This is a genomic window from Eggerthella sp. BIOML-A1, from assembly GCF_009875595.1.
GTDB classification, from domain to species: domain Bacteria; phylum Actinomycetota; class Coriobacteriia; order Coriobacteriales; family Eggerthellaceae; genus Eggerthella; species Eggerthella lenta.
The window spans coordinates 345,099-369,874 of the sequence record NZ_WWRZ01000001.1 but is presented as its reverse complement, the minus strand read 5'-3'; the positions used below and the strand labels follow the sequence as shown (position 1 = coordinate 369,874).

Annotated in this window: 18 protein-coding genes and 4 tRNA genes; 2 read left to right on the top strand and 20 right to left on the bottom strand. The window is 62.3% G+C overall.

The genetic code is table 11. The annotated features are described in order from the left end of the window. Nucleotides 1-36: 36 nt before the first annotated feature. From GT590_RS01580 to GT590_RS01500, 17 genes are all read right to left on the bottom strand, one after another. Entirely contained in the window at nt 37-2,343 is a 2,307-nt protein-coding gene (locus GT590_RS01580; RefSeq protein WP_009305607.1) for an AAA family ATPase, read from the bottom strand. Next, nucleotides 2,340-3,626 carry a DNA repair exonuclease gene (locus tag GT590_RS01575; protein ID WP_009305606.1) on the bottom strand — a complete coding sequence of 429 codons (1,287 nt, stop codon included), beginning with the start codon at nt 3,624-3,626 and terminating at the stop codon, nt 2,340-2,342. The genes GT590_RS01580 and GT590_RS01575 overlap by 4 nt, the downstream gene beginning before the upstream one ends. Nucleotides 3,627-3,662: 36 nt before the next feature. Beyond that, nucleotides 3,663-5,075: a replicative DNA helicase gene (gene dnaB, locus GT590_RS01570; RefSeq protein ID WP_009305605.1), complete on the bottom strand. Its 1,413-nt coding sequence runs from the start codon at nt 5,073-5,075 to the stop codon at nt 3,663-3,665. A 301-nt stretch (nt 5,076-5,376) separates the two neighbouring features. Next, nucleotides 5,377-5,919, bottom strand: a complete 543-nt coding sequence (rplI, locus tag GT590_RS01565) for a 50S ribosomal protein L9 (RefSeq protein WP_009305604.1) — start codon at nt 5,917-5,919, stop codon at nt 5,377-5,379. 15 nt (nt 5,920-5,934) lie between these two features. Next, on the bottom strand, nt 5,935-6,195 hold the full coding sequence (gene rpsR, locus GT590_RS01560; RefSeq protein ID WP_009305603.1) for a 30S ribosomal protein S18: 261 nt from the start codon (nt 6,193-6,195) through the stop codon (nt 5,935-5,937). A gap of 21 nt (nt 6,196-6,216) precedes the next feature. Continuing rightward, on the bottom strand, nt 6,217-6,672 hold the full coding sequence (locus GT590_RS01555) for a single-stranded DNA-binding protein (protein WP_009305602.1): 456 nt from the start codon (nt 6,670-6,672) through the stop codon (nt 6,217-6,219). Nucleotides 6,673-6,730: 58 nt separating this feature from the next. Further along, complete coding sequence (gene rpsF / locus GT590_RS01550) at nt 6,731-7,024, bottom strand: 30S ribosomal protein S6 (protein ID WP_009305601.1); 294 nt, start codon at nt 7,022-7,024, stop codon at nt 6,731-6,733. Between the two features lie 790 nt (nt 7,025-7,814). Then, entirely contained in the window at nt 7,815-8,333 is a 519-nt protein-coding gene (locus tag GT590_RS01545; protein WP_009305600.1) for a hypothetical protein, read from the bottom strand. A 758-nt stretch (nt 8,334-9,091) separates the two neighbouring features. Then, nucleotides 9,092-9,562, bottom strand: a complete 471-nt coding sequence (locus tag GT590_RS01540) for a MarR family winged helix-turn-helix transcriptional regulator (RefSeq protein ID WP_009305599.1) — start codon at nt 9,560-9,562, stop codon at nt 9,092-9,094. A gap of 211 nt (nt 9,563-9,773) precedes the next feature. Further along, nucleotides 9,774-9,866 (bottom strand) — tRNA-Ser (locus tag GT590_RS01535). 57 nt (nt 9,867-9,923) lie between these two features. Then, nucleotides 9,924-10,015 (bottom strand) — tRNA-Ser (locus GT590_RS01530). 63 nt (nt 10,016-10,078) lie between these two features. Continuing rightward, the gene (locus tag GT590_RS01525) at nt 10,079-11,089 is read right to left on the bottom strand and encodes an ABC transporter ATP-binding protein (RefSeq protein ID WP_009305598.1); all 1,011 of its coding nucleotides are present in this window, start codon (nt 11,087-11,089) and stop codon (nt 10,079-10,081) included. Nucleotides 11,090-11,282: 193 nt separating this feature from the next. Beyond that, nucleotides 11,283-12,539: a peptidylprolyl isomerase gene (locus GT590_RS01520; RefSeq protein ID WP_009305597.1), complete on the bottom strand. Its 1,257-nt coding sequence runs from the start codon at nt 12,537-12,539 to the stop codon at nt 11,283-11,285. Nucleotides 12,540-12,786: 247 nt separating this feature from the next. Further along, entirely contained in the window at nt 12,787-14,598 is a 1,812-nt protein-coding gene (typA, locus tag GT590_RS01515; RefSeq protein ID WP_009305596.1) for a translational GTPase TypA, read from the bottom strand. 212 nt (nt 14,599-14,810) lie between these two features. Further along, complete coding sequence (locus tag GT590_RS01510) at nt 14,811-15,380, bottom strand: J domain-containing protein (RefSeq protein ID WP_009305595.1); 570 nt, start codon at nt 15,378-15,380, stop codon at nt 14,811-14,813. Nucleotides 15,381-15,771: 391 nt separating this feature from the next. Further along, nucleotides 15,772-15,847: transfer RNA gene (locus GT590_RS01505), tRNA-Ala, on the bottom strand. A gap of 108 nt (nt 15,848-15,955) precedes the next feature. After that, nucleotides 15,956-16,032, bottom strand: a tRNA-Ile gene (locus GT590_RS01500). 196 nt (nt 16,033-16,228) lie between these two features. Between GT590_RS01500 and GT590_RS01495 the strand changes: the two genes are divergently transcribed. Both GT590_RS01495 and GT590_RS01490 read left to right on the top strand, forming a co-directional pair. After that, nucleotides 16,229-17,089, top strand: coding sequence for a LysR family transcriptional regulator (locus GT590_RS01495; protein WP_009608933.1), 861 nt, complete (start codon nt 16,229-16,231; stop codon nt 17,087-17,089). 138 nt (nt 17,090-17,227) lie between these two features. Beyond that, nucleotides 17,228-17,737: a bifunctional nuclease family protein gene (locus GT590_RS01490; RefSeq protein ID WP_009608949.1), complete on the top strand. Its 510-nt coding sequence runs from the start codon at nt 17,228-17,230 to the stop codon at nt 17,735-17,737. Nucleotides 17,738-17,768: 31 nt separating this feature from the next. Here the strand turns inward: GT590_RS01490 and GT590_RS01485 are convergent, their stop codons facing one another. The 3 genes from GT590_RS01485 to gyrB form a co-directional block, all read right to left on the bottom strand. Next, a complete protein-coding gene (locus tag GT590_RS01485; RefSeq protein ID WP_009305592.1) occupies nt 17,769-19,436 on the bottom strand; it encodes an MATE family efflux transporter in 1,668 nt (555 codons plus the stop codon). Nucleotides 19,437-19,805: 369 nt separating this feature from the next. After that, on the bottom strand, nt 19,806-22,604 hold the full coding sequence (gyrA, locus tag GT590_RS01480; protein WP_114538456.1) for a DNA gyrase subunit A: 2,799 nt from the start codon (nt 22,602-22,604) through the stop codon (nt 19,806-19,808). A gap of 71 nt (nt 22,605-22,675) precedes the next feature. Further along, nucleotides 22,676-24,628, bottom strand: coding sequence for a DNA topoisomerase (ATP-hydrolyzing) subunit B (gene gyrB, locus GT590_RS01475; RefSeq protein ID WP_157011223.1), 1,953 nt, complete (start codon nt 24,626-24,628; stop codon nt 22,676-22,678). Between the last annotated feature and the right edge of the window lie 148 nt (nt 24,629-24,776).

Genomic DNA, 24,776 nt, shown 5'->3' with positions numbered 1-24,776 from the left:
TGCGCGCAAGGAGAACGCAATCCAGGCGCGTGCAGACTACAGTTCGACCTCGTTCAAGGTCGGGTCCGCCTCCCGCAACGCCTCCACCACTTCCTCATGGCAGGTGAACAGGATCACCTGGCGCATACGGGCGAGCTCGGCCAACGCGCGGGCGGCGCCCGCACGTCGGGACGTGTCGAAGTTCACGAGGATGTCGTCGGCCAGGATGGGCACGGCGCGACCCACGTTGTCGGCGGTCATCAGCAGGGCGATGCGCAGCGCGAGGTACAGCTGCTGGCACGTGCCCAGCGACAGATGGCCGGGATCGCGCGTGGTCTTCACCGCGTCGGTCACCTGCAAGCGGCCCTCGGCGGTGAGGCTCACCTTCGTCCAGCGGCCGTCCGTCATCAACGACAACAGGCGGCTGGCCTGACGATACACCTCCGGCTGGCTCTTGCTCTCCCAAGTGGCGATGGCGCTTTCCAGCATGCGGCGCGCCAGCAGCAGGCGCGCGTAGTCCTGCGCGCTCTCGTCCTGGCGCGTGCGGATCTGCTGGTACAGCAGCTTGTACTCGTCGAAGTCGCGCAGGTGCTGGGCATGGGAAAGCTCCTGCTTGAGCTCGCCGTAACGGCGGTTGAGGCCTTCGCTGGCCTCCATGAGCCCCATGCGCTGCTGCGACTTCTGCGCGATAGCCTCGTCGACGGCGTCGAGGGTGCGCTCGGCGCGCAGGTCGATTCGCTCGTACAGGCGGCGGCGTTGGCGCTTCGCGCTGGCCAGGCTCTCCTCCAGCGCGCTGCGGCGCGACACGAGCGCCTGCAACCGCTGCTGGAACAGGTTGTTCTCGGCGCGCGCGTCCTTCGCCTCGTCCAGCAGCGTACGCGATCGGCGCAGCGATCCCTGCGCCTCGGCCAAGCCCGCGGCGTCCAGCTGGGCACGGGCGCGGTTCCTGAACGCTGCCTGGCTTTCCAGGCACGCTTCCAGCTTCTTCTTGTCTTGCAGCATCACCCACTGGGCGTCCTGCTTGCGCGCTTCCTTCGCGTCCTCTTCCTTGTTGGGGCGAAACAGCATCACCATCGCGGCCAGCGCCAGCATGATGGCGAACACCACCAGACCGATGCCGAGCGCCGTGAACGACAAGCTGGTGATCTCGCGGCCGTGAATGAACAGGGGCAAGCCCGTGCACACGAACATGAGCGGCAGCGCGATGGACAGCCCCACCTGCACGCTGCGCTGGCGGCGAGCGCGTTCGCGTTGGGCGCGTTCGTCGTCGGTTTCCAGCAGCGCCTCGTAAGCGGCCTTCGACGTTGCGAAGTTGTCCTGCGCCAGATCGACGGCGTGCTCGCATTTCGCCTCGTCGACCGCCAGCGAGTCGATCTGGTCGCGCAGGGCGCGCTCTTCCGACGCTGGCAGCTCAACCAGCTCAGACACGCTGCGGTCGGCGGCGCAATGGGTTGTGACCAGCACGTCCTCCTCGTCGCACAGCGACGCTACCTGGTCGGTCAGCGAGTCTATCTCGTGATCCAGCTTCTCGATGTTCGAGCGTTGGACGGTCAGCGTCTCGATAGACGTGTTCAGAGCATCGAGGCGCGCCAGAAGCTCGTTGCGCTGGGGTTCCAGCTCGCGGAACTCCTTATCCTGCCGCTTGAAGCGCTCGGCCTCCTCGGCGGCGGCCGTCATCTTGGCGCGCAGCTCGTTCTCCTGCGTCGTGAGGTTGGCGATGGAGTGCTCGACGCCGGCGGCGCGCGAAGTGTACTCAGCCAGCTTTTCCTGCACGGTGGCCAGCGCGTGAGCGGGCGAAGCGCCCGTTCCCGAACCGGCGGTGAGCAGCTTAGCCGTAACGTCGGTGGTGTTGCGCAGCGTCCGCAGCTCGTCGCTGGTCAGGGAGAACATCGTCTGAAATGTCTCTTTGTCGATGTCGGCCACGAGGGATGCGTCGCCTTGCAAGCCGTCGCTGTTGCGCACGCGCGAGAGCTCGAGCTCGGGCGCGCGAGAGGGTTCAGGCGTGGGAAGCGGCGCAGCTGACGCCGCGAGGGAACCGTCGGCTTCGACGGCGGCGACGCGCCCGTCCGGGGCGGCGAGGGCGGGCGCATCCGACGGCGCGGACGAAACGCCGGAGGACGCGTCGCGCTGGGCGAAGAACAGCGATCCAGATCGCTCCGCATTCGCAGGCTTGTAGGTGTTGCGGCTGCCGCGCGCTTCTTCCCAGCCGAACAGCACGCCGCCCACGAACGACGCGAGCGTGGTCTTGCCGGCTTCGTTCGGCCCGTACACCACGTTGAGGTGCGGGGCGAACGGACCCACCGCTTTGTTTGAGAACGCGCCGAAGCTGACGATCTTGATATGCTCGAGATAGGACCGCTTCATTGCTCGTCCCCTTGGGCCAGCAAATCGAGCACGAGGTTCTCGGCCGCCTCGGCGAATGCATCGATATTGCGCGTGTAGGCGCTGGGCAGCTGGATGTTCTTCTTGATGAACTCATCCTGCAAAAACGCGATGGCCTCGTCGGGATTGCGCCGCTGCGCGTCCGCCACCTGCAGGAACACCGCAGGGAACAGCCCTTCGCGGCGCAGCGCCTCCTTGTCGCGCGGCGGCACCGTGAGGTTCGTCAACGCGTCGCAGAAGAATGCCGAATACGCATCGTTCACGTGTTTGCGCAGGCCGGCGATCACATCGGCGCGGTCGAGCATGGCGTGCATCGGGGTCGCGCCCTCCAGCGCAATGCGCACCACCATCTCCTCGCAATGCGCCTTGCCGTTCTCGCGGAACAGCTCGCGCATGATCTTGTCGGTGATGTCGGGCAGGTTCGCGCAATCGGACACGTCCACGTGCATCCGCTGCCACACGACGCTTGCCGTGGGGATGAACTCCAGCTCGTTTTTCGCGCCTTCCCGCAGCGTGACGCAGAACACGCCGCGCTCGCCCGTCTCCTTGATGTCGCGGCCTTGGATGCAGCCGGAGAACACGAGGCGCGGGTCGTCGAAAGAGGGGTAGGCGTACTTCATGTGGATGTGCCCAAGCGCCCAGTAGTCCATGCCCGCGTGCATGAGGACGGCGGGGTCTACCGGGGCTTTCACCGGATCGAGGTTGAGGCCGGTGTGCAGCAGGCCCACTGCGAACGGGGCTTCCGCAGCGTGCGGATGCTGGACGGCTAGCGCCTGCTCGGCCGCTTCGCGCGTGACGCCTTCGGCGATGCACTCGTCCATCGGCCACGTTTGGTTGTAGTAGCCGCGGCCGCCGATCAGGCACAGCGGTTGGCCGTCGCGCTCCACCAGCGCGAAGCCGGGTCGGTCGCCCGGCAGCATGGTGGCGTTGGGCGGCAGCGAGAAGAAGTCGTGCTGCCACGAGGTGTACGGATCGTGGTTGCCCGTGATCAGGTACACCGGAATGCCCGCCTCGCCTAGGCGTTCCAACCCTTCGAAGAAGTGCAGATAGTCGCCGTACGAGGGGCGCGCGGAGTCGAATATGTCGCCCGACACCACCACGAAGTCCACGTCGCGGGCAATGGCCGCGTCGACCATGCGGTCGTACGATTCCGGGATGGCGCTGAGCAGGCGGTTCGCCCATTTGGACGAAAGCGCGCGCAACCCGCGGAACGGCGCCCCCAGATGGAGGTCCGATGCATGGATGAATGTGACGCGTTTCGACATGAGCCCAGTGTACCGCGAAACGGCTCAACAGGGGCTTTACATATAGCCGCCCACGCGCGAATCGTCGATGAAATCCATGAAGCGGGTGTACTCGGCGTTGAAGGCCAGCGGGATGTCGCGCGTGGGGCCGTTACGGTGCTTCGCGACGATCAGCTCGGCCGAGCCCAGGTCGGGGCGGTCTTCGCTCTCGGCCTCGATCTCGTCCATGCTTCGGTCGATGAACATGACGATGTCGGCGTCCTGCTCGATGGAGCCCGATTCGCGAAGGTCGGACAGCATCGGGCGCTTCTTGCCGCGCATCTCCACCGCACGGGACAGCTGCGACAGCGCGATGACGGGCATGTCCATCTCCTTCGCCAGCACCTTCAGGCCTCGCGAGATCTCGCCGACCTCGACGGCGCGGTTGCCGTCTTTGCGCGACTGCGGCGGCGACATGAGCTGCAGGTAGTCGACGATGATGATGCCCTTCTCGGCGGAGCGCAGCTCGCGGCGGGCCTTGGCGCGCAGCTCCAAGATGGACAGCGACGGCGTGTCGTCGATGAACATGTCCAGCTTGCTCAGCGTGTTAGACGCGTCGGCAATGGCGCCCCAGTCCGACTCCTGCACCTGGCCGGCGCGCAGGCGCGACAGGTTCACGCGGGCTTCGGCGCACAGGATACGCTGCACCAGCTGCGCCGCGCTCATCTCCAACGAGAGAAAGGTGACGGTTGCCCCAGCCTTGGCCGCGTTCGTGGCCAGGTTCAGTGCGAACGACGTCTTGCCCACGCCGGGTCGGGCCGCGAGGATCACCAGGTCGCCGCCACGGAAGCCGTGGAACAGGTCGTCCACGTCCTTGAACCCGCTGGGGATGCCGGCCATGGCGTCCTTCTGCTCGGCCAGCTTCGTCAGCTCCTCGAACGCCTCGGTTAGCAGCACGTCCATGCGCTTGAACGCCGAGGACACGCGCTTCTCGGTGACGTGGAACAGTGTTTTCTCGGCCTCTTCCACCACCACGCCCAAATCGTCGGGGGCGTCATAGGCCAGCGCCTCGATCTCGCCCGACGCGCGGATGAGGTCGCGCAGGATGGAGGTGCGCTTGACGATTTCCAGGTGGTTCTGCCAGTTGGTGAGGGCGAACGTGTTGTCTGCCAGCTCGATGAGGTACGCTTTGCCGCCCACGGCCTCCAGCTGACCCATGGCCTTCAGGTTGTCGGCCAGCGAGATGTGGTCGATGGGGATGTGGCGCACGTACAGGTCCATCATGGACTCGTAGATGCGCTGGTGGGCGATGCGGTAGAAGTTCTCCTTGACCAGCTTCGGAGCCACTTCCTCGATAGCTTCCTGGTTGAGCATGCAGGCGGCCAGGACGGATTTCTCCGCCTCGATGTTCTGCGGATCGATCTTTCGCCGATCCGATACGGTGGTTTCTTCCGGTGCGAAGTCGGCGCTGTACGGCGCGGGTGAAGACATGCTCGAACTCCCTCTCGAATAGCGTGAGTCCCTATGATACAACACTTGTCGCGCGGGGTCGGCCACTGTTACCGGAAGCCTCGGCCGCGTATCGAAGAGCAACCGACGCTCCACGCGCAACAGCCTCGGCGGTTCGCCGCCGCACGGAGGGATGTTTCACATGAAACATCCCGGAAAGAACAGTGCCGTCCTTGCGAAACGAAGAGACCCCCTTCGCGCGCCGTAAAGGGCGAAGGGGGTCTCGCTACGGCTGCGACCGTTCGGCCGCTGCCGCGAAATGCTTCGGATACCTCCCGAGCTGCTATTCAGCGGCCTCGGCGGTCTCCTCGGCGGGAGCCTCGACGACTTCCTCGATCGTCTCCTCGACAACCTCGGCCTCGGCAGGAGCGACCTCGTCGTCCGCGCCGCCGACGAACAGCTTCACCGTCGTCTTGATGTCGCGGTACAGCGAGATGGTCACCTCGTGCTGGCCGGCCGTCTTGATGGCGTGGCCCAGCTCGATGCGGCGACGATCGACGTCGACGTCCGTCGCGGCCTTGATGGCATCGGCGATCATCTGAGCGGTAACGGAACCGAACAGCTGACCCTCTTCGCCCACCTTGGCTTCGACCTTGACGAGCGCGCCGTCGAGCGTTTCCTTGATCTTGCCGGCGTCGGCAAGGCGGTTCTCTTCGCGCTTGGCGATGTTGTGCTTGCGCTGCTCGAGCTGCTTCAGGTTGCCCTTCGTAGCGAGGATGGCAACCTTCTGCGGGAGCAGGTAGTTGTTGGCAAAACCGGGGGCCACGTCCACGACGTCGCCTTCACCGCCCTTGCCCTTCAATTCTTGGAGCAGGATGACTTTCATGGTTCCTCCTTGCGCCTAGCGGCTGCGACGGTCGCCGCGACCGCTGATGGCGGGCACCGCGTAGGGCATCAAAGCCATCTCGCGGGCGCGCTTCACGGCGTTCGCGATGTCGCGCTGATGCTGGGTGCAGGCACCCGTCACGCGGCGCGGCTTGATCTTTCCGCGATCGGTAACGTACTTGCGCAGCATTTGCGTGTCTTTGTAGTCGATGTACTGCGTGTCCTCTTTGCAGAACTGGCAGAACTTGCGACGCGGCTGCTTCGCGTAATCGGACATTTCTAACCTCTTTCGTTTCGCTTAAAACGGGATATCTTCGTCATAAACCGAAGAAGAGGCATCAACCACCGGCGCGGCAACCACGGGGGCTGCTGCGGGAGCGGAATAACCGCCGCCCATACCGCCACCGTACGACGACGAATCGCTGTTACGGCTCGACATGAATTCAAGCTCGTCGACGATCACTTCGATCTTGCTGCGCTTCTGGCCTTCGCGCTCCCACTGGCTCCAGCGGAGCTTGCCCTCGATGGCCACTTTGGTGCCCTTGCCGAGGTAGCGCGAGAGGCTTTCGGCGCGCGCGCCGAACATCGTGCAGTCGATGAAGTTCGGATAATCCTCCCACTCGCCCGTCTGCTGGTTCTTGCGGCGGTCGTTGACCGCCACGCCGAAGCCCAGCACGGGAAGCCCGCTCGCGGTGGAGCGAAGCTCGGGATCGCGAGTAAGGTTTCCGCTGATGATAACTCGGTTGATGCTCATGTGTGTCTACCTCTTCTCATGCCGGACGCTGGGTGGTGCCCAGGTCCCCGCTCGTCTCCTAGTCGCGGTCCGTGCGCTTGACGATCATGTGGCGCTCCACAGCGTCGGTGATGCGCAGAACACGATCGAGTTCGGCAACGTCAGCGGGATCGGCGTGGAAATCGATGAGAGTGTAGTCACCATCGGTCAATCCGTTGATCTCGTAAGCGAGTTTACGCTTGCCCCAGTTGTCGACGTTGTCAACCGTGCCTTTGCCCTCAGCGATCGTGGTGTCGATACGCTTCATAACGGCTGCGCGGGTTTCCTCGTCGATAGACGGAGCGACAAAAAACAGCAATTCATAAGCCTTCATCAGCTCACCTCCTTTGGTCTTTACGGCCCCGGTGCTGAGAAGGCAAGATTGCCGGGGCAGGATTAGCCCGACTATTCTAGCAAACAGGGGCCGAAACGACCAACACAATCTTCCCGATCATCGTTTCAGCATGGTTTCGCCATACTTACCATGTTCCAGCAACGTGCCGAACATCTTGCATACATGATACCAAGCTCATCTCACGTTTATATGGCGCAGATCCAGCGCGCAGCCTCCTCAACCTTGCCCGTTTCTCACACCGATCTCACGCGGATTCCACGTTTCTTGCCACGTTTTCCAACGCGGATTACCCGCCGTTTGCCATCTTTTCCAGCGCGAATCCAACGCTGCGGGAGAGTCGACGATCTGAATCAGCGCGGTGAAGACCAACGACGCAGGTGGGGAGCTTGCGACACAAGCGACGATGGGATGGTCGCGGGTTGTGGAAAACCCCGCTGCAGCTGCACGCGCAGCTGCAGCGGGCGGCGCTTTCGCCGCAGTGGAAACCATTTGGCGCTTCGCGGACGCGAAACGCCGGCGGTCTCCCGACACCCGAGACAGCGCCCCCGCCAGGTGAGGTAGCATCCCCGCCAGGTGAGGTAGCGCCCCCGACAGCTGAAGCGGCGTCCCCGAAAGCTGAGGCGGCGTCCCCGAAAGCTGAGGCGGCGTCCCTGGCGGCCGAAGAAGCCGCACATGCGAATCGGCCGCACCTTTGCAGGATGCGGCCGATTCGGAGAAACTTGCGTTTGTGCGAATGTTTCACGTGAAACATTCGTTCGGATGGGCGAGGCTACTCCTCGTCGTCCACCGCATCCTCTTCGAGGTACTTCTCGTCGATATCCTCTTCGGCGTACGAATCGGCGTCGTTCAGCGCGATCATGAAGTTCGGCGCCTCGCCCACATAGGCAGGCTCTTCCTCGAACGTCACGTTGCCCTCTTCGTCCATTTCGTAGAGGTAGCTCACCGCGTAGCCGGTATCTTCGCCCGGTACGCCGCCCTCGGCGATGAGCGCGTCCTTCACGCCGTCGTCGATTTCGATGTAGCCGTCGTAGCACAGCGCGTACGCCGCGGCGCCGCGAGCATGCTCCACCGTATGACGAGCCAGGTTGAAGCATTCCTCGGCCGAGTCGGCAGGATGGTTCTCGATGAACAGGTTCTCCTTCACCACCAGTGCCGTGAACGGCACAACGTCGGAACCCTGCGTCATCTTTTCCTTGGCTTCATCGAGCGAGAACAGGAGCACTTTCTCCAGAATCTCGGGGATCTCGGGAACTTCCACGTCAGAGCTCTCAACTTCGCGATCGGCCATAGCCTTGTCCTTTCAAAAGAGGTACTTCGTTGCCAACCAGTGTAGAGCTTGCAGCCGCAGCTTCGCCTCGCGCCCCAAGCTATTTCGGCGTATCTGCAGAATTTGGCCGCGCGAACCTGCAAGCACGATGCGCACGCGGGACGCAAGAGGCGCGTCCGCTCAACTTCGTCGGCGCCGAGATCGAGCGTCACGCGGCTGCAAACGTTTCGCCAGCGCTGGTTTTCGGGCTGGTTCTGCAAGTTTTTCGACTTCGTGGCAAACCGTTTGCAAGCACCGGTTTTCTCACCAGGCGTTTTGCGTCGGCATCGGGAAGGAGCGACTGGGCGTTGCGAAGCGTCGAGGACAAAACCCCTGGTCGTGAATGATGGCTTATGCCACGAAGTCGAAAAACTTGCACGGGCCGCCCTATTTGCTGCTGACGCGACTTTCGATTGCTGCTACCCGTGCCAAACCTTCTCGACCGTAGCGTTCGGCTCGCCAGCACAAATGTTTCACGTGAAACATCGGACAGAACGGAACGCAGGGGGATGGGATCCGCCGTTGAACCGCAACCGACACGACCGCTCCCCGCCGAGCTCTGAGCTGAGCCGCGCCGATGTCGGCGCGACGGCTACCGACCGTCAGAACCGCGCGGGCGCTGCGGAAGGCGTGGACTTCGCAGGCTGGGGCGGCTTGCATGGACGAGCCCCCGGCTTCGGGAGAAGCCGGGGGCTCGGACGATGGCGCATATGCGCGGCGATTAAACCCGTCTGCGATATTTAGCGGCAGCAGCACTCGTGGGCTTTGCGACCCTTCTTCTTGCCATTGATGCCCTTGTCCTTCATCGAGAGGATGAGCTTCTCGGTGATGGCGTTCAGCTGGGCGATCTCCTCCTCAGACAGGCATCCGATGATGTCGTCAGCCGTCTTGTCGTTCGCGGCGACGCGCTTTTGAGCGACCTCGCGACCCTCGTCGGTGAGCTTCACGGCGTAGGTACGCTCGCCTTCGGCGTCCTCGATGGTGACGTAGCCGTTGCGCTCGGCCTTCTTCACGATATCCTTGAGCTCGCTGCGGTTGAGACCGAGAATCTTCACCAGCTCGCGCTGAGTGGTGCCGTCGTTGTCGACGAGCGCGTTCAGCAGCGCGCCCTGGCCGCGCTTGTAGCTTTTCGGGCCGTTCTTGTGAAAGGCGAGGCGGACGAGCTTGCTGGCCTTCTTGAGCTGCGCGAGGGTCTGGGATGCCTGGTTCATGGAGGGTCCTTCTCTCTTATTTCTGTCTCTCTCGGGCAACTATAGAACTCGCCGCACGCCAGAGGTCGATTACCCACAAATATTCACTGAATAATTATCTTTCCAGTTGAATGACCTTATTTGCATTATTCGAGAATAATACTCAGTCGGTTTACCATCAAGGCGCCCCTATCAAACAAAAAAGCGCCCGAAGGCGCTTGTTTGATGAAACTGGCGGAAGGGCAGGGATTTGAACCCTGGTCACCGGGGTCGCCGGTGAAACGGTTTTCGAGACCGCCGCATTCAGCCGCTCTGCCACCCTTCCGCGTATGATCGGGGCAAAACCCCGTATGAAACGCGCCTCGGGGGCGCGGGAGTAATCTGGCGGAGAGATAGGGATTCGAACCCTAGGTACTCTTTTGGAGCACACACGATTTCCAATCGTGCACCTTCGGCCAGCTCGGTCATCTCTCCGCTTATTGGTCGAGCATGCTCGCGCGTTGCGCGGTCATGCAGCAGCTACGTAGTATACAACAGCTAATACGCACTCACAAGCGAGAAATATTCCTCTTCACGAGCATCATCGAAATTTTCGTCTGCTTGCACACAGGGCGAGGCGGATTTCGCACTCGACGCGCAGGGTATAGAAGATGTCGACGCAGCGTCAACAACGGATCGCGGAAGCGTGCTATGCGGTACGGCTGATCGCGGAGACGTCGTGGGGGATGCGGCGGAATGAGAAGTATGCGTGGCCGGCTCCGTGGAACGTCCGGCGATCATGCGCTGCACGTGCAAAGGAACGTCGAACAGCTCGCTCATCACGCCATCCGTCAAGAGCCGGCCTTTCGACCCGTCGGCGAACACCGTACCGTTTTTCAATAGCACGACGCGCTTGATCTCGGGGATAATATCCTCGGGATAGTGCGTGACCAGCACGATTCCCTTTCCCGCTTTCGCAAGCGTGCGCATACTCGACCGAACGTAATACATACCTTCGGGATCAAGTCCGGTGCACGGCTCGTCGAACACAAGAACTTCGGGGTCGTGCACGAGCGCACGAGCTATGAGCACTCGTCGCGCCTGGCCGGTGGACAGCGTCATGATGTCGCGTGCCGCCAACTCGTCAACACCCAGCAGCTCCATAACCTCACGAGCTCGCTCACGGGCTTCGTGCAAGTGCTGGGCGTCGACCCGCGCCGGGACGCCCAGCATTCCGTACAACCCTCCGGCCACCACGTCCACCGTAGGCAGATGTACGGAAATCTGATCCTGCATCGTCGACGAGACGACGCCCAAGCTCCGCTTCACGTCCGCAAGGGTCGCACGCTCGCTGCCGCGAAACCGAACCGGCGGCACTTCCCGGTGCAAGGGAAGCATCTCGCGCGTGATCAGCTTTACAAACGTAGATTTTCCCGACCCGTTCGGACCCAGCAACGCAAGATGCTCGCCTTCCTCCAGTCGAAACGAGTCGACCGTCAGAATAGGCGCGCCCGCACGCTGCACGACCGCGTTGTGCAGTTCGAGGAAGGGAGGCGTTTGGATATCCATGGTTCTCCTAAGGGGCCGCGGATGTTTCACGTGAAACATCCGGTCGGGACGGGCGATCCACAAGCAACCGAGGCTGGCAAGCAACCCGGTGAGCCGTCAAACAAACAAACTCGCAGCCACGCCAGAAACGAAACGGCGGGGTCCCGAAGGACGCCCGCCGTGTCGAACTCAGATGAACCAACCTTCCCGAAGCTTAGGCGGCTTCCGCAGGCTGCTCGGAGGCGTTGTCGCCCGCGGCGGCATCGGCATTGCCCTCGGAGGAATCGGCGCCATCGGTCGCGGCCTGATCCTCGGAAGCGGGAGCGTCGGTACCGTCGGCAGAAGCACCGTCGGCAGCCTCACCGCCTTCGGCACCGTCCTTCGAACCTTCCTGAGTTCCGTCGGTTGCGCCGCTATCGGCGTTCGGCGCAGGATACTTGGACATATCGACATCATAGGGAAGACCCTGAGGCATGTCGTTGATCTTGATGTCGGCAGCCTCGGTGGTTTCGTCAAGCCACTTCTTGTAGGCTTCCTGCTGCTTCGTGGACTTCAGCGACGAAGCGATGACGGATATCCACTCTTCCGGGATCTGATCGAGGCTCGTCACTTCTTCAGGAGCCTTGTACACATCGGTGCACTTGATGATATGGATGCCGAACTGTGTGGTAACGAGACCGCTCAACTGGCCTTTCTCAAGCGGCTCGAGGCCGTCCTTGTACTCTTTCGCCAGGTTGCTGGGGTTGTTCCAACCCACATCGCCATCGCGCTCGACAGAACCCGGATCCTGCGAGTATTCCTTCACCGCATCGACGAAGTCAAGCTCGCCGGAGTTGAGCTTGTCGAGCACTTCCTGAGCAGTTGCTTCATCATCGGAATTGAACAGGATATGAGAGGAACGCTTGGAACCGTCGTACGCGGTCGCGTACATCTGGGCGTACTGCAGCATGTCAGCGTCGCTGGGATCTTCGTCGGAGGCGAACGATGCGTACAGCTTGTTCTCCTTGAGCTTCTGCTCTATTTCAGCGCGATAGCTATCTTCGGTCATTCCCGCCTGATCGAGCGCGGCCTGCCACTTCTCGTCGGTGTCGTAGTTCGCCTTCACCTTGTCGATCTGCTCGTCAATCTCGGAGCTCTCGACGGTGATGCCCTTCTCCTCGACGCCTTCCTTCAGCAACTCACGCTGGGCGTAGGAATTGAACACTTCTTCACGCACGGAAGCAGGGGTGTAATCGTTCTGAGAAAGCCATGTGCCCCACGAATCTTCATCGTCAGCACCCAGCTGCTCGCGCACGCCCTGGATGTAGTTGGTGATGGTGTCTTCGGCGATTTCCACACCGTTGACCGTGCCCGCCACACCGCCGGTGCCCGACGAAGCGTTGTCATCGCTCGAGCATCCGGCCAGACCCCATGCGCATGCCGCCGTCAAACCGACCGCGCACACGGTCTTCATGATGTACGTTTTCTTCATATGACCCTTCCCTCGAACATGGGCTTCGCCATCGCACCGCCTACTGGATCGCCCATGAGATAAGTACTGCGCTGTATTCTCGCACACGCGATAAAACGGGTTCTTGCGTTGCACAATATACCCATTATCGATTCACAGTCCCCACGCCAGGTTTAGGGATATACCCGCCTGTTCGCGCGAGCTGAAGCCTTATTTCCCTCTTGTAAGAATGCGCCCTGATCAGGGCGCATTCTTACATAGTGATAGATTATTTCTTGGCAGCCTTCTTGCGATCGGTGGCCGACAGCATCCGCTTGCGTAGGCGGATGTTCTGCGGGGTGACTTCCACCAGCTCGTCATCCTCGATGTACTCCAACGCCTCTTCCAGCGTGAACGTGATGGGCGGCGTGAGCGAGATAGCCTTGTCGGCGCCCGACGAACGCTGGTTGCCCAACTGCTTCGACTTGGCGATGTTGACCACCATGTCGCCTTCCTTCGACGACTCGCCCACGATCATGCCTTCGTAGCATTCCTGGCCGGGACCCACGAACAGGCGGCCGCGCTCCTGCAGCGCATCCAGAGCGTACGCGACGCTCTTCTCGGTGGACATGGAGATCATCGAGCCGTTCTTGCGCCCGTTCATCTCGCCGCGATACGGGCCGTACTCGGAGAAATGATGGAACATCGTGGCTTCGCCACGCGTGACGTTCAGCAGACGGGTGCGCAATCCCATCGTGCCGCGCGACGGAATCTTGAACACGAGGTGCGTCTGGTCGCCGCGCTGGTACATGTCGGACATCTCGCCGCCGGCGCTGCCGAACACCTCGATGGCCTTGCCTGCGTACTCGCTGGGCACGTCCACCGTGGCCTCCTCGATGGGTTCCAGCTTGCGGCCGGACTCGTCCTTCTTGATGAGCACGCGCGGGCGACCTACCTGGAACTCGAATCCTTCGCGGCGCATCGTCTCCATGAGAACCGACAGGTGCAGCAGGCCGCGGCCGGCAACCTCAACGCCCGACTTGTCCTCAAGCTCCTCGATGCGCATGGAGATGTTGCTCTCCTTCTCGCGCATCAGGCGCTCCTTGAGCTGGCGCGCTCCCACGATGTCGCCCTCGCGGCCGACGAGCGGGCTGGACGATGCCTCGAACACGATGGCCATCGTGGGCTCTTCCACTTGGATGGGATCGAAGCGCACGGGGTTCTCGCGACTGGTCACCATGTCGCCGATGTCAGCGTCTTCCACGCCCACCACGGCCACGATGTCGCCGGCGTGCACCTCCTGCTGCTCCTTCTTGCCCAGCGCCTCGAACGTGAACACCTGCTTGATGTTGGTGTTGTAGCGCGTGCCGTCGTTCTTGATGACCAGCGAGGGCTCGCCTTTATGGATGGTGCCGGAGAACAGGCGCCCCACGCCGATGCGGCCGACGAAGCTGGAATGGTCGACGGTGCAGATCTGCAGCGCCACCGGGCCGTTCGGCTCGCAGTCGGGAGCCGGGATCTCCTTGAGGATGGTTTCCAGCAGCGGGATCATGTCCATGTTGTCGTCGTCGGGCGCGAAACGGGCGTAGCCGTTCATGGCACTGGCGTAGACGACGGGGAAGTCCAGCTGCGCGTCGGATGCTTCGAGCTCCACCATGAGGTCGAACACCTCGTCCACCACTTCGTTGGGGCGCGCGCCCGGACGGTCGATCTTGTTCACCACTAGGATGATGCGCAGGCCCTGTTCAAGCGCGTGGCGCAGCACGAAACGGGTCTGCGGCATGGGGCCTTCGAACGCGTCCACGATGAGCAGGGCGCCGTCGGCCATGTTCAGCACGCGCTCCACCTCGCCGCCGAAGTCGGCGTGGCCCGGCGTGTCGATGACGTTGATCTTCACGTCGTTGTACACGACCGAGATGTTCTTGGACAGGATGGTAATGCCGCGCTCGCGCTCCTGGTCGTTGCTGTCCAGCACGCGCTCGTCAACCTGCTGGTTCTCGCGGAACACGCCGCTGGCGTACAGCAGGCGGTCGACGATGGTGGTCTTGCCGTGGTCAACGTGCGCGATAATGGCGACGTTGCGGATGTTCTCTTGCTTCATGCCTTTCTTCTTCTTTCTATTCAAGCCATGCCTAAATCGGCGCGGCGATGATCCTTGCGATGGGGCCTGCGGCGGGTACCGCTCCCGCAGAGGACGATTGTCGCCCGAAAGGTGCGTTTTCCGCTTGAATTCCGCACGTTTCGGGCGACAAGGCAGGCGCTGCCGGGCGATCGGGACGATAAGGAGAGACGACCGCCGGCGAAGTACGGCGGCTACACGTCGTCCAACTCCTCGGCGAGGCGGCGCTCTTCCTTGTTGAGCTCGGCGATATGTTCGTTGAGCGTGGCGATGGTTCTCTGGGACGACACGACCTGCACGATGCCCCACACAGCGGCGGCACTTGCAATGGCGGCAACGATACCGAACAGGCCGAACGGCCGGCGGCCGGCTATCAGCGCCACGATGCCGCCGATAGCGGTCATGGCAATGCCGTTACGACGCTCGTCAAGCGCCACATCGCGCTGCTTAACCAGCTGCGTGCGTGCGGCGGCTACGCCGGCCATGCGCGCCTCAACCTGGTTGGACGACGTGTAGCTGCGGGCGCGCTCGGCAGCGGCGCGCGGATCGCGAGCGGAGGTGCGCGAGCCTTTTCCGCTGGTCAGGTAGTCGTATGCTTCTTGGAGGTTCTTGAACTGCTCAGTCGCGCGATCTTGGAGCTTCTTGTTGCTGGCGAACCGGTCGGGATGCAGGATCTGCACCGTTTCCTTGTAGGCGGTTTTCACATCTTCGGGCGTGGCATCATCGTCCAGTCCTAAAATGCGCAGTGCTTCCGTTCGATTCATAGCTCCCCATGTGCCGGTTTCGCGGTTGGTATCCGAAGCAGGATTCTACCATGCCACCTGCACGATCGCGATGTTTCCGGCTTGCGCTCACAGAATGCACGTGGGAAAAGAGCGCAGCGCGAAACCGCGGGAGGCTGTGTTTCACGTGAAACACTTGTCACAATGACTCATGATAAACGAACAAATGTTTCACGTGAAACATCTTCGGTAAAGAGAAGTCCCTTCGACAGCGAGCTCATAAGTTCGCGAGTCGGAACCGGGCGACGGAGTTCTCCGACCGGGTACGCACAGTGTTATCTGAGAGTTGAACGCGCGCGGCAGGGCTCTCAACCGATCATGACCAGAAGCAACGAACCCCTGCCTCTCGGCGGGGGTTCGGATGAATAACGTATGGTGGAGCATAGGGGGATCGAACCCCTGACCTCAGGCTTGCAAAGCCCGCGCTCTCCCAGCTGAGCTAATGCCCCAAGTTGCACATTCTTTGGCTAGTCGCGAACTGCATAAAACCGCGTCTAGAAATTAATAAACGCTCCACCGGCTAACTCGGCTCACGGTGGAGCGTTTATTGCAAAAAATGGTGGGCCCGAATGGATTTGAACCAGCGACCTCACGCTTATCAGGCGTGCGCTCTAACCAACTGAGCTACGGGCCCAAAAAAAGTGCCTGATCACTATACGTCGAATCACTAAGTTCGGTCAAGCACTTTTTGAATATTTCTTACCAGTTTTTGAATATCCGGTAACGGCAGCGTTTTTTCCAACTCGAGAGCCGTGCACTCGGGTGCGCATTCCGATGCATGGTACGCTAAGACCAAGCACCGAGCTTGGCATCGGAAGAGGAACGCTTCATTGAACATCAAACAGATCAAGTACTTCGTCAGCGTCGCGAATCGCGGCAGCCTGTCCTCGGCCGCTCGCGAGCACGGCATTTCCGTGCAGGCAGTGTCGAAGTCGATGGCAGACCTCGAATTCGAATTCGGAGAGAACTTGTTCGATCGCAGCCATCAAGGCATCGAACTCACGCCCCTCGGCGAGGCGTTCCTGGAAAAGGCCGCCGAAGTCGATTCGTCGTTTCGAGAGTTGGAGCTGATAAGCGAGTCCTGTGACGAAAAACCCGTCAAACTCCGGCTGTTCCTCGTCGCACCGGCGTTCTGCAACAACGCGAAAGCCCGCGCTAATATGGCTGCGTTCTTCGACAAGCACCTGAACGCCCGAACCGAAACATCCATCGGAACAGGAGAAGCCGGCCTTGACGCCCTTCGCGCGGGGTCATGCGATGCGCTCATCACCATAGGGCCGCTCGACCGCCCCGGCTTCGATTGCTTCCCCATGGGAACAGTTCCCGCAGGAATCTGCATGGCTGCGAATCACCCTCTGGCCCGCCAAAACGCCGTATCCCTCGAACAGCTGGAGCCCTACCGCGTGATATCTTCGCGCACGTTCGACCATTTCAACGAATCCATCTTGGTCATGTACCGCGAAGACGGGCTGAAATCGCCGATTGTCGAACCGCTCGCGTTCGACGCGCCGCGCCAGTTCTACGTCAAGCACGCGGTGTGCTTCATGGTGAACATCGCCCCGCTTGGCGAGACGCTTCCCCGCAGCCGGATGGTTCCCCTCGCAAGCGAAGATGCGAAGGCAATCCCTCTTTGCCTCATCACGCTCAAGGAGCAAAATCGCCCGCGTACCGAAGCATGGAGCAGCTGCTGAAGGCTCGCGTGAAAACACGACCGTCCGTATCTTGAAACCGAAACGCCACGGCGATGCGACCGGCGACCCTGCCGAAGCGCTATAATCGGTAGGCCGGCCGCGCGCGACGCGACGCAAGAAACCCGAGGAGGAGTGCCGATGATTCCCGTTACCGTTCAAACGCTGATCGTCTCGGCGGCGCCGTCGCCGTCCATCATCGTGCTGCAACCGGTAGAGGAGATCGTCCAAGAAGGAAAGTCGCGCATCATCCCCATCTGGGTGGGCGTGAACGAAGCGACGCAAATGGGCATCGCGCTGGAAAAAGCGCGGTTCTCGCGGCCGATGACGCACGACCTGTTCCTCGACGCGCTGACGAACCTCGACGCGCAGATCGACCACGTGGTCATCAACGACGTGCAGGGTGCGACGTTCTTCGCGCGGCTCACGCTGCGCCAGCACGACCGCCTCATCGACCTCGACGCGCGCCCGAGCGACGCGTTGGCGCTGGCCGTGCGGCAGAAAGCTCCCATCTATATCGAGGAGGATGTGCTGGAGCGTGCTTCGTTCCCCTATGTGCTGAGGCGGACGGAACCGGAAGCGAGCGAAGCCGAACTGTCCGAGTTCAAAAAGTTTCTCGAAGGTCTCGCCCCGGAAGATTTCGAGGGCTGACCGATTCAGCCGGCGGAAAGCTTTCCGCCGCCTACCACAGTGCCGTCAAGGCATCGATGACGGCCTGAACGATCCCATGCGTCAAGCCCCCGTCGTCGGCCAGCGCCAGCCCCATAATCGCCGACAGGCTGACGGCGCCCGGTTCTTTCGGACGGCCCGTTGCGCTGGGCTTCTTCAACACGAACATCGACGGCTTCGCGTACGACACGGCCGGAGTCTCCACGGCATCCGGAGGCGTTTCGAGCCGAGGCTCGGGCCGCCGCTCCTGAGCGCGCCGCCGCCATCCTCCGCGTGCGAACGTTACCAGCAGGAACCCGGCGCGCAGCCACTCGTCCACGCACATGGCCACCCACATGCCCACGATGCCCCAGCCTAAGCCGATTCCCAGCGCATAGCCGCCTGCCACCGCGAATATCCACGACGAGATGACGTTCACCGTCACCGGGGTCTTCACGTCGCCCACCGCGATGAGCGCCTTTACCATCACGATGTTGAGCGCACGCCCGATACCCAGGAATATCTCCACAAGCAGCACCTGGCGACCCAGCTCGTGCACCATCGGATCGGCGGTGAACAGGCCGAACACCGCGTCGGCGTTGATCCAGATGAGCGTGGACACGCAGGTGGTCAGCGCCACGGCGATGAGATCGGCCACCCACACGCGCCGCGCGACCGCATCGAACTTGCCCGCGCCGAACAGATACCCCAGCACGATCTGCGTCGCCTGCGACAACGCGATGGAATACAGGTAGGCGATGCCCGCGATCATCGAGCAGTACACCTTCACGGTGACCACCGTGGTGCCCAGCACGTTGATGAACGACAGGATGACGATCTGTGCGAGGTCGTAGTTCATCTGCTCGCCCGACGAGGGGATGCCCACGCCCAGCATGCGCCGAAGCGTCTTCCAGGGGAACGGGCGCAGGTACGCCAGGCGCATGCGCACATCGGTATGGCGCAGCACGAGGCGGCATGCCACCGCGAGGCCTGCGACGCGCGCCACCACGTTCGCTACCGCCGCGCCTTCCACCCCGAACGCCGGGACGAACGCGACGCCGCCGATGAGCACGGCGCTGGCTGCGATGTTCACCGCGTTCATCGCCAGGCTGGCGCGCATCACGTCGGCGCCGCGCGCGTAGCTGCGCAGCAAAGCCGTGAACGCGAAGAACGCGCCTTGCACCACCGTGGTGGAGCCGACGATCAGCAGGAACGACGACGCCATTCCCGTGATGGACCCGTCGATGTGCAGCCAGGAGAAGAACTGCGGCCAAAAGAGGAACAGCACCGCGGTCATGGCCGCCGCGAGCGCTACGTTCACCACGAGGGCCACAGTGGCGATCTCCGACACCTTGCTGGTCGCCGACGATTTCCCCAGCACGCGGGTCACGAGCACGGTGGAAGCCGTGCCCATGGCCGACAGCGCGATGGTCACGATGTTGAGGATCTGCAGCGCGTTTCCCACCGCGGCGGCCGGCTCGGTTCCCAGCGGCGCCAGCATAAATTGGTTGATGTTCCCGATCATAATTTGCATGAACAGTTCCACGAACAGCGGGACGGAAAGCACGAACACGTCGCCGGCTGTGGTTTTCTCCGCCGGAGAACGCAGGGCGCGTTCGCGGCGCGTCGTTTGCGCGCGCTTCGCGGCTCCGCGCGCTTTCGACGACAGGCGCGCCGCTTGCGCGGCAGCTGCTCGATACATGGGTTTCCGTCCTCCTTTCGCATGAACGGCCGCGTTGGCGGCCGTCGATAACAGTCATGAGGCGTGCAGTATACGGCACGTCAACAACCCGCCAGGGGGCTGCGGGTTCCTTCATGTTTTTCGCATTCATGAGGCAGAGGGAAAGAAAATGTTTCACGTGAAACATCGCGAACGAAGAGAGCCGCAAGCGATAACGCGAAAGAGGCCGAATGTTTCACATGAAACATTCGGGCGCGTGACAGGTGCAGTGCGGGAGCGAATGTTTCACGTGAAACATTCGCTGGGTAGCAGCGCGGCGCGCCAAAAAGAGAACGCCCCGCTTCGCAGGATGCGAGGCGGGGCGTTCAAGGTTACGCTGGAGGCTGTTTTCTACTCTTCGTCGCCTTCCGCGTTCTCTGCTTCTTCGACGCTCTCGATCTCGGCGGTGCCTTCGGCGCCGTCTTCAAGCTCGTCGATGGCGTTCTCGTCCAGCTCCTCGCCTTCCACCTGCGCGCCGGAGGCTTTCTTCTTCTTGCCTCGGCTGGAGATGGCCACCGCGGTCACGCGGTCCTTGTCGGCCGTCTTCATCACGCACACGCCCTGCGTGGAGCGGCCGAGCTCGGAGATGCCCGACACCGGGGTGCGCACGCACACGCCTTCCTCGGACATGATCATGATCTCGTCGTCTTCGGCGACGATCTTCATGACGGCCAGCAGGCCCTTCTTCTCGGTCATCGTGATGGTGAACACGCCCTGGCCGCCGCGATGGTGCTCGGGGTACTCGGCGATGGGGGTGCGCTTGCCGTAGCCCTTCTCGGTGATGACGAACAGGTCGGTGTCGGGCTGCGCGATCTCCATGCCCAGCACCTTGGCGATGGGCGGCACGTTCATGCCGCGCACGCCCATGGTGTCGCGGCCCATGGCGCGCACTTCGCCCTCGTCCCACATGATGGCCTTGCCGGCGCTGGACACCATGAGCACCTTCTCGCCCGGAGCCACGCGCTTCACCGAGATGAGGCGGTCGTTGTCCTTCAGGCTGATGGCGATCAGGCCGTCGCGGCGCGTGCGGTCGTACAGGTCCATCGACGTCTTCTTCACCATGCCGTGCTCGGTGGCGAACATGAGATACTCGTCGGACGGGAAGTCCTTCGTCGCGATGACGGCCGAGATGGTCTCGCCCTTCTCAAGCGGCAGCAGGTTCACGATGGCCGTGCCGCGCGCATGGCGCGACGCCTCGGGAAGCTCGTACACCTTCAGGCGGTACACCTTGCCCTTCGTGGAGAAGAACAGCATGTAGGAGTGCGTGGATGCCACGAACAGGTGCTCCACGTAGTCGTTGTCCTTGAGGTTCACGCCCGACATGCCCTTGCCGCCGCGCTTCTGCTGGCGGTAGGTGGCCACGGGCAGGCGCTTCACGTAGCCGGCCTTCGTCATCGTGACGACCATGCTCTCCTCGGCGATGAGATCCTCGACGTCGAGGTCCTTCGCCGCCTCGGACAAGAGCGTGCGGCGCGGGCTGCCGAACTTCTTCTTCACCTCGAGCAGCTCTTCCTTGATGATCTCGTGCACCAGCTGGTCGTCGGAGAGCACGCGCTTGTAGTACGCGATCCTCTCCAGCAGCTCTTTCAGCTCGTCCTCGATCTTCTGATGCTCCAAGCCGGTGAGGCGGCGCAGGCGCATCTCGAGGATGGCGGCGGTCTGCTTGTCCGTCAAGGCGAAGCGCTCGGTCATGCGCTCGGCAGCTTCCTTGTCGGTCTGCGACGAGCGGATGATGTGGATGATCTCGTCGATGTTGTCCAGCGCGATGATCAAGCCTTCGAGGATATGCGCGCGCTCCTCGGCCTTCGCCAGCTCGTAGCGCGTACGGCGGACGATGACCTCTTCCTGGTGCGCGATGTAGTAGTGCAGCATCTCCTTCAGCGAAAGCACGCGCGGCGCGCCGTCCACCAGCGACAGCATGATCACGCCGAAGCCCACCTGCAGCTGCGTGTGCTTGTACAGCTTGTTCAGCACCACCTGCGGGATGGCGTCCTTCTTGAGGTCGATGATGATGTCGATGCCGTGGCGGTCGGCGCCGTCGTGGATGTTGCTGATCTCGGGCAGCTTCTTCTCGCGCACCAGCTCGCCCAGCTTTTCCAGCAGGCGCTGGCGGTTCACCTGGTAGGGGATCTCGGTGACCACGATGGAGCTGCGGCCGTTCTTGCCCTCTTCCACCTTGCACTTCGCGCGCACGGTCAGCGAGCCGCGGCCCGTCTCGTACGCGTCGCGGATGCCCTTCTTGCCCATGATTATGCCGCCAGTGGGGAAGTCCGGGCCGGGCAGCGCCTTCATCAGCTCTTCGGTGGTGACGTCGGGGTTGTCCAGCATGAGGCACGTGGCGTCGATGGTCTCGCCCAGGTTGTGCGGCGGGATGTTCGTGGCCATGCCCACGGCGATGCCCTGCGAGCCGTTCACCAGCAGGTTGGGGAAGCGCGCGGGAAGAACCGTGGGCTCTTCGAGGCTCTCGTCGTAGTTGGGCTGGAAGTCGACCGTTTCCTTGTCCAGGTCGCGCAGCAGCTCCATGGCCACCTTGTCCAGACGGGACTCGGTGTAACGCATGGCCGCCGCGCCGTCGCCGTCGATGGAGCCGAAGTTGCCGTGGCCGTCCACCAGCGGCACGCGCATCGAGAACGGCTGGGCCAAGCGCACCATCGTGTCGTACACGGCGATGTCGCCGTGCGGGTGGTACTTGCCGATGACGTCGCCGACCGTACGGGCCGATTTCATGTGCGGGCGGTTCGGCGTGTAGCCGGACTCGTTCATGGCGTACAGGATGCGGCGGTGAACCGGCTTCAAGCCGTCGCGCACGTCCGGCAGGGCGCGCGAGACGATGACGCTCATGGCGTATTCCAGGAACGACGTCTGCATCTCCTTGCCGAGGTAGGCGGAGCGCACGATGGTGCCCTCGCCGCCGTTGGCGCCTTCGACGATGGAGCCGTGCGGGTTCGCGATCGACGACATGTCGATCAGCGAGCGCGCCTTGTTCTCCTCGGACACGAACGCGCCGGGGCGCGACTCGTCCTCACCGCCCTCGACGTCGTTCAGCACGTCGTCTTCGTCGCCGGCCTCGGCCGCTTCGATGTCGCCCGCGTCGTAATCCTCTTCGGCGCGATTCAAGAACTCGTCGAAAGAATCGTTGTTGTCTGCCATAAATCTCCTACCTTACAGGTTGGCGTAGTAAGTCAGCGAGGTATTCCGGCGGTCGTCAGACCACCAGAACGCTAGATGTCCAGGAATCGGACGTCGCGCGCGTGCTTCTGGATGAACTCCTTGCGCGGCTCCACCTGGTCTCCCATGAGGTCGCTCACCACGCGCTCGGCCTCGGCGGCGTCGTCGATGCTCACCTGCAGAAGCGTGCGGGTAGCCGGCTCCATCGTGGTCTCCCACAGCTGATCCGGGTCCATCTCGCCCAGGCCCTTGTAGCGCTGCACGTCGAACTTGTTCGGATCGTCGTACTCGGCCAGCACCGAGCCCAGCGAGCTCTCGTCGTAGATGTAGCGCTCGATCTTCGGCGAGCGCGAGTTCTTCTTCTTGAGGCCGAAGATGGGCGGCTGTGCGATGTAGATGTAGCCGCGATTGATGAGCTCCGGCATGTAGCGGTAGAAGAACGTCAACAGCAGGATGCGGATATGCGCGCCGTCGACGTCGGCATCGGTCATGATGATGATACGGTGGTAGCGCGACTGGTCGGCGTCGAAGTCGTCGCCGATGTTCGTGCCGATAGCCGTGATCAGCGAGCTGATGGTGTCGCTGGAAAGCGAGCGGTGCAAGCCCGCGCGCTCAACGTTGAGGATCTTGCCGCGCAAGGGCAGGATAGCCTGCGTCTTGCGGTCGCGGGCCTGCTTGGCCGAGCCGCCTGCGGAATCGCCCTCTACGATGAACAGTTCGGAGTTCTCCGGGGTCTTGGACGAGCAGTCGGCCAGCTTGCCCGGCAGCGCGAACGAGTCCAGCACGCCCTTGCGGCGCGTCATCTCGCGCGCCTTGCGGGCGGCTTCGCGAGCCTTGAGCGCCTGGGTGGCCTTGCCGATGATGCGCTTGGCCGGGGTCGGATTCTCCTCGAGGTACTCGGCCAGGCCCTGGGTCACGGCGTTCTGCACCAGCGGACGGATCTCGGTGTTGCCCAGCTTCGTCTTCGTCTGGCCCTCGAACTGCGGGTCGTGCAGCTTCACGGACACGATGGCCGCGCAGCCCTCGCGCGTGTCGTCGCCGGAGAGGTTGGAATCCTTCTCTTTGAGGATGCCCTTCGAGCGGGCGTACTCGTTGATGGTGCGCGTGACGGCCTGCTTGAAGCCGTCGAGGTGCGTGCCGCCTTCGTGCGTGTTGATGTTGTTCGCGAACGCCATGACGGAGTTCGTGGAGTACGAGGTGGACCACTGCATGGCCACTTCAACGGTGCCGTCGTCGTTCTCGGCCTCGAAGTAGATGGGCTTGTTCAGCGTTTCCTTGCCCTCGTTCAGGAACTTCACGAAGTCGACGATGCCGCCGGCGTACTGGAACACCTCGGTGCGCGGCTTGCCGTCGGCATCGGTGACGCGCTCGTCGTACAGCACGATCTTGAGGCCCTTGTTGAGGAACGCCATCTCGCGGAAGCGGTTCGCCAGAGTGTCGAAATCGTACACGGTGGTCTCGGTGAAGATCTCCGGGTCGGGCCAGAACGACACGGTCGTGCCGTTGCCGCGCTTCGTGGGGCCAACTTCGCGCAGCTTCTCGGACGTCTTGCCGTGGTCGAAGCCGATGAAGTACTCCTTGCCCTCCTTGCGCACCTGCACTTCCACGCGGGAAGACAGCGCGTTCACGACGGAGACGCCCACGCCGTGCAGGCCGCCGGACACCTTGTAGCCCTCGCCGCCGAACTTGCCGCCTGCGTGCAGGATGGTGAGCACCACCTCGACGGTGGGGATCTTCTCTTTCGGGTGCTTGTCGATCGGGATACCGCGCCCGTTGTCGTCGACCGAGATCGAGTTGTCCTGATGGATCCACACCTTGATCTCGTCGCAGTATCCGGCGAGCGCTTCGTCGACGGCGTTGTCGACGACCTCGTACACCAGGTGGTGCAGGCCGCGAGGACCCGTCGAGCCGATGTACATGCCCGGACGCTTGCGGACCGCCTCCAGGCCCTCGAGGACCTGAATGTCAGAACCGTCGTAATGGTCAGGTTTGTTTGCCACTGACATGCTCCTTTTATAGTGCGATGTGTGAGTGCAGCGCTGATTCGCGCTAACCTGAAAATTCTACCATAACCATGCCTTGATACCAATAAAATCCATCAAGTATGAAGGGTTTTAGAAGCCGTACGAGCCGCGATCTCGTATTCGATCATTA

Excerpts from the sequence above, each read along its gene's own strand:
- gyrB (WP_157011223.1), bottom strand. The coding sequence starts at position 24,628 with ATGTCAGTGGCAAACAAACCTGACCATTACGACGGTTCTGACATTCAG.
- GT590_RS01545 (WP_009305600.1), bottom strand. The coding sequence starts at position 8,333 with ATGGCCGATCGCGAAGTTGAGAGCTCTGACGTGGAAGTTCCCGAGATC.
- GT590_RS01490 (WP_009608949.1), top strand. The coding sequence starts at position 17,228 with ATGATTCCCGTTACCGTTCAAACGCTGATCGTCTCGGCGGCGCCGTCG.
- rpsR (WP_009305603.1), bottom strand. The coding sequence starts at position 6,195 with ATGTCCGATTACGCGAAGCAGCCGCGTCGCAAGTTCTGCCAGTTCTGC.
- typA (WP_009305596.1), bottom strand. The coding sequence starts at position 14,598 with ATGAAGCAAGAGAACATCCGCAACGTCGCCATTATCGCGCACGTTGAC.
- rplI (WP_009305604.1), bottom strand. The coding sequence starts at position 5,919 with ATGAAAGTCATCCTGCTCCAAGAATTGAAGGGCAAGGGCGGTGAAGGC.
- GT590_RS01575 (WP_009305606.1), bottom strand. The coding sequence starts at position 3,626 with ATGTCGAAACGCGTCACATTCATCCATGCATCGGACCTCCATCTGGGG.
- GT590_RS01540 (WP_009305599.1), bottom strand. The coding sequence starts at position 9,562 with ATGAACCAGGCATCCCAGACCCTCGCGCAGCTCAAGAAGGCCAGCAAG.
- GT590_RS01580 (WP_009305607.1), bottom strand. The coding sequence starts at position 2,343 with ATGAAGCGGTCCTATCTCGAGCATATCAAGATCGTCAGCTTCGGCGCG.
- gyrA (WP_114538456.1), bottom strand. The coding sequence starts at position 22,604 with ATGGCAGACAACAACGATTCTTTCGACGAGTTCTTGAATCGCGCCGAA.
- GT590_RS01485 (WP_009305592.1), bottom strand. The coding sequence starts at position 19,436 with ATGTATCGAGCAGCTGCCGCGCAAGCGGCGCGCCTGTCGTCGAAAGCG.
- GT590_RS01510 (WP_009305595.1), bottom strand. The coding sequence starts at position 15,380 with ATGAATCGAACGGAAGCACTGCGCATTTTAGGACTGGACGATGATGCC.
- GT590_RS01525 (WP_009305598.1), bottom strand. The coding sequence starts at position 11,089 with ATGGATATCCAAACGCCTCCCTTCCTCGAACTGCACAACGCGGTCGTG.
- GT590_RS01555 (WP_009305602.1), bottom strand. The coding sequence starts at position 6,672 with ATGAGCATCAACCGAGTTATCATCAGCGGAAACCTTACTCGCGATCCC.
- GT590_RS01520 (WP_009305597.1), bottom strand. The coding sequence starts at position 12,539 with ATGAAGAAAACGTACATCATGAAGACCGTGTGCGCGGTCGGTTTGACG.
- dnaB (WP_009305605.1), bottom strand. The coding sequence starts at position 5,075 with ATGTCTTCACCCGCGCCGTACAGCGCCGACTTCGCACCGGAAGAAACC.
- rpsF (WP_009305601.1), bottom strand. The coding sequence starts at position 7,024 with ATGAAGGCTTATGAATTGCTGTTTTTTGTCGCTCCGTCTATCGACGAG.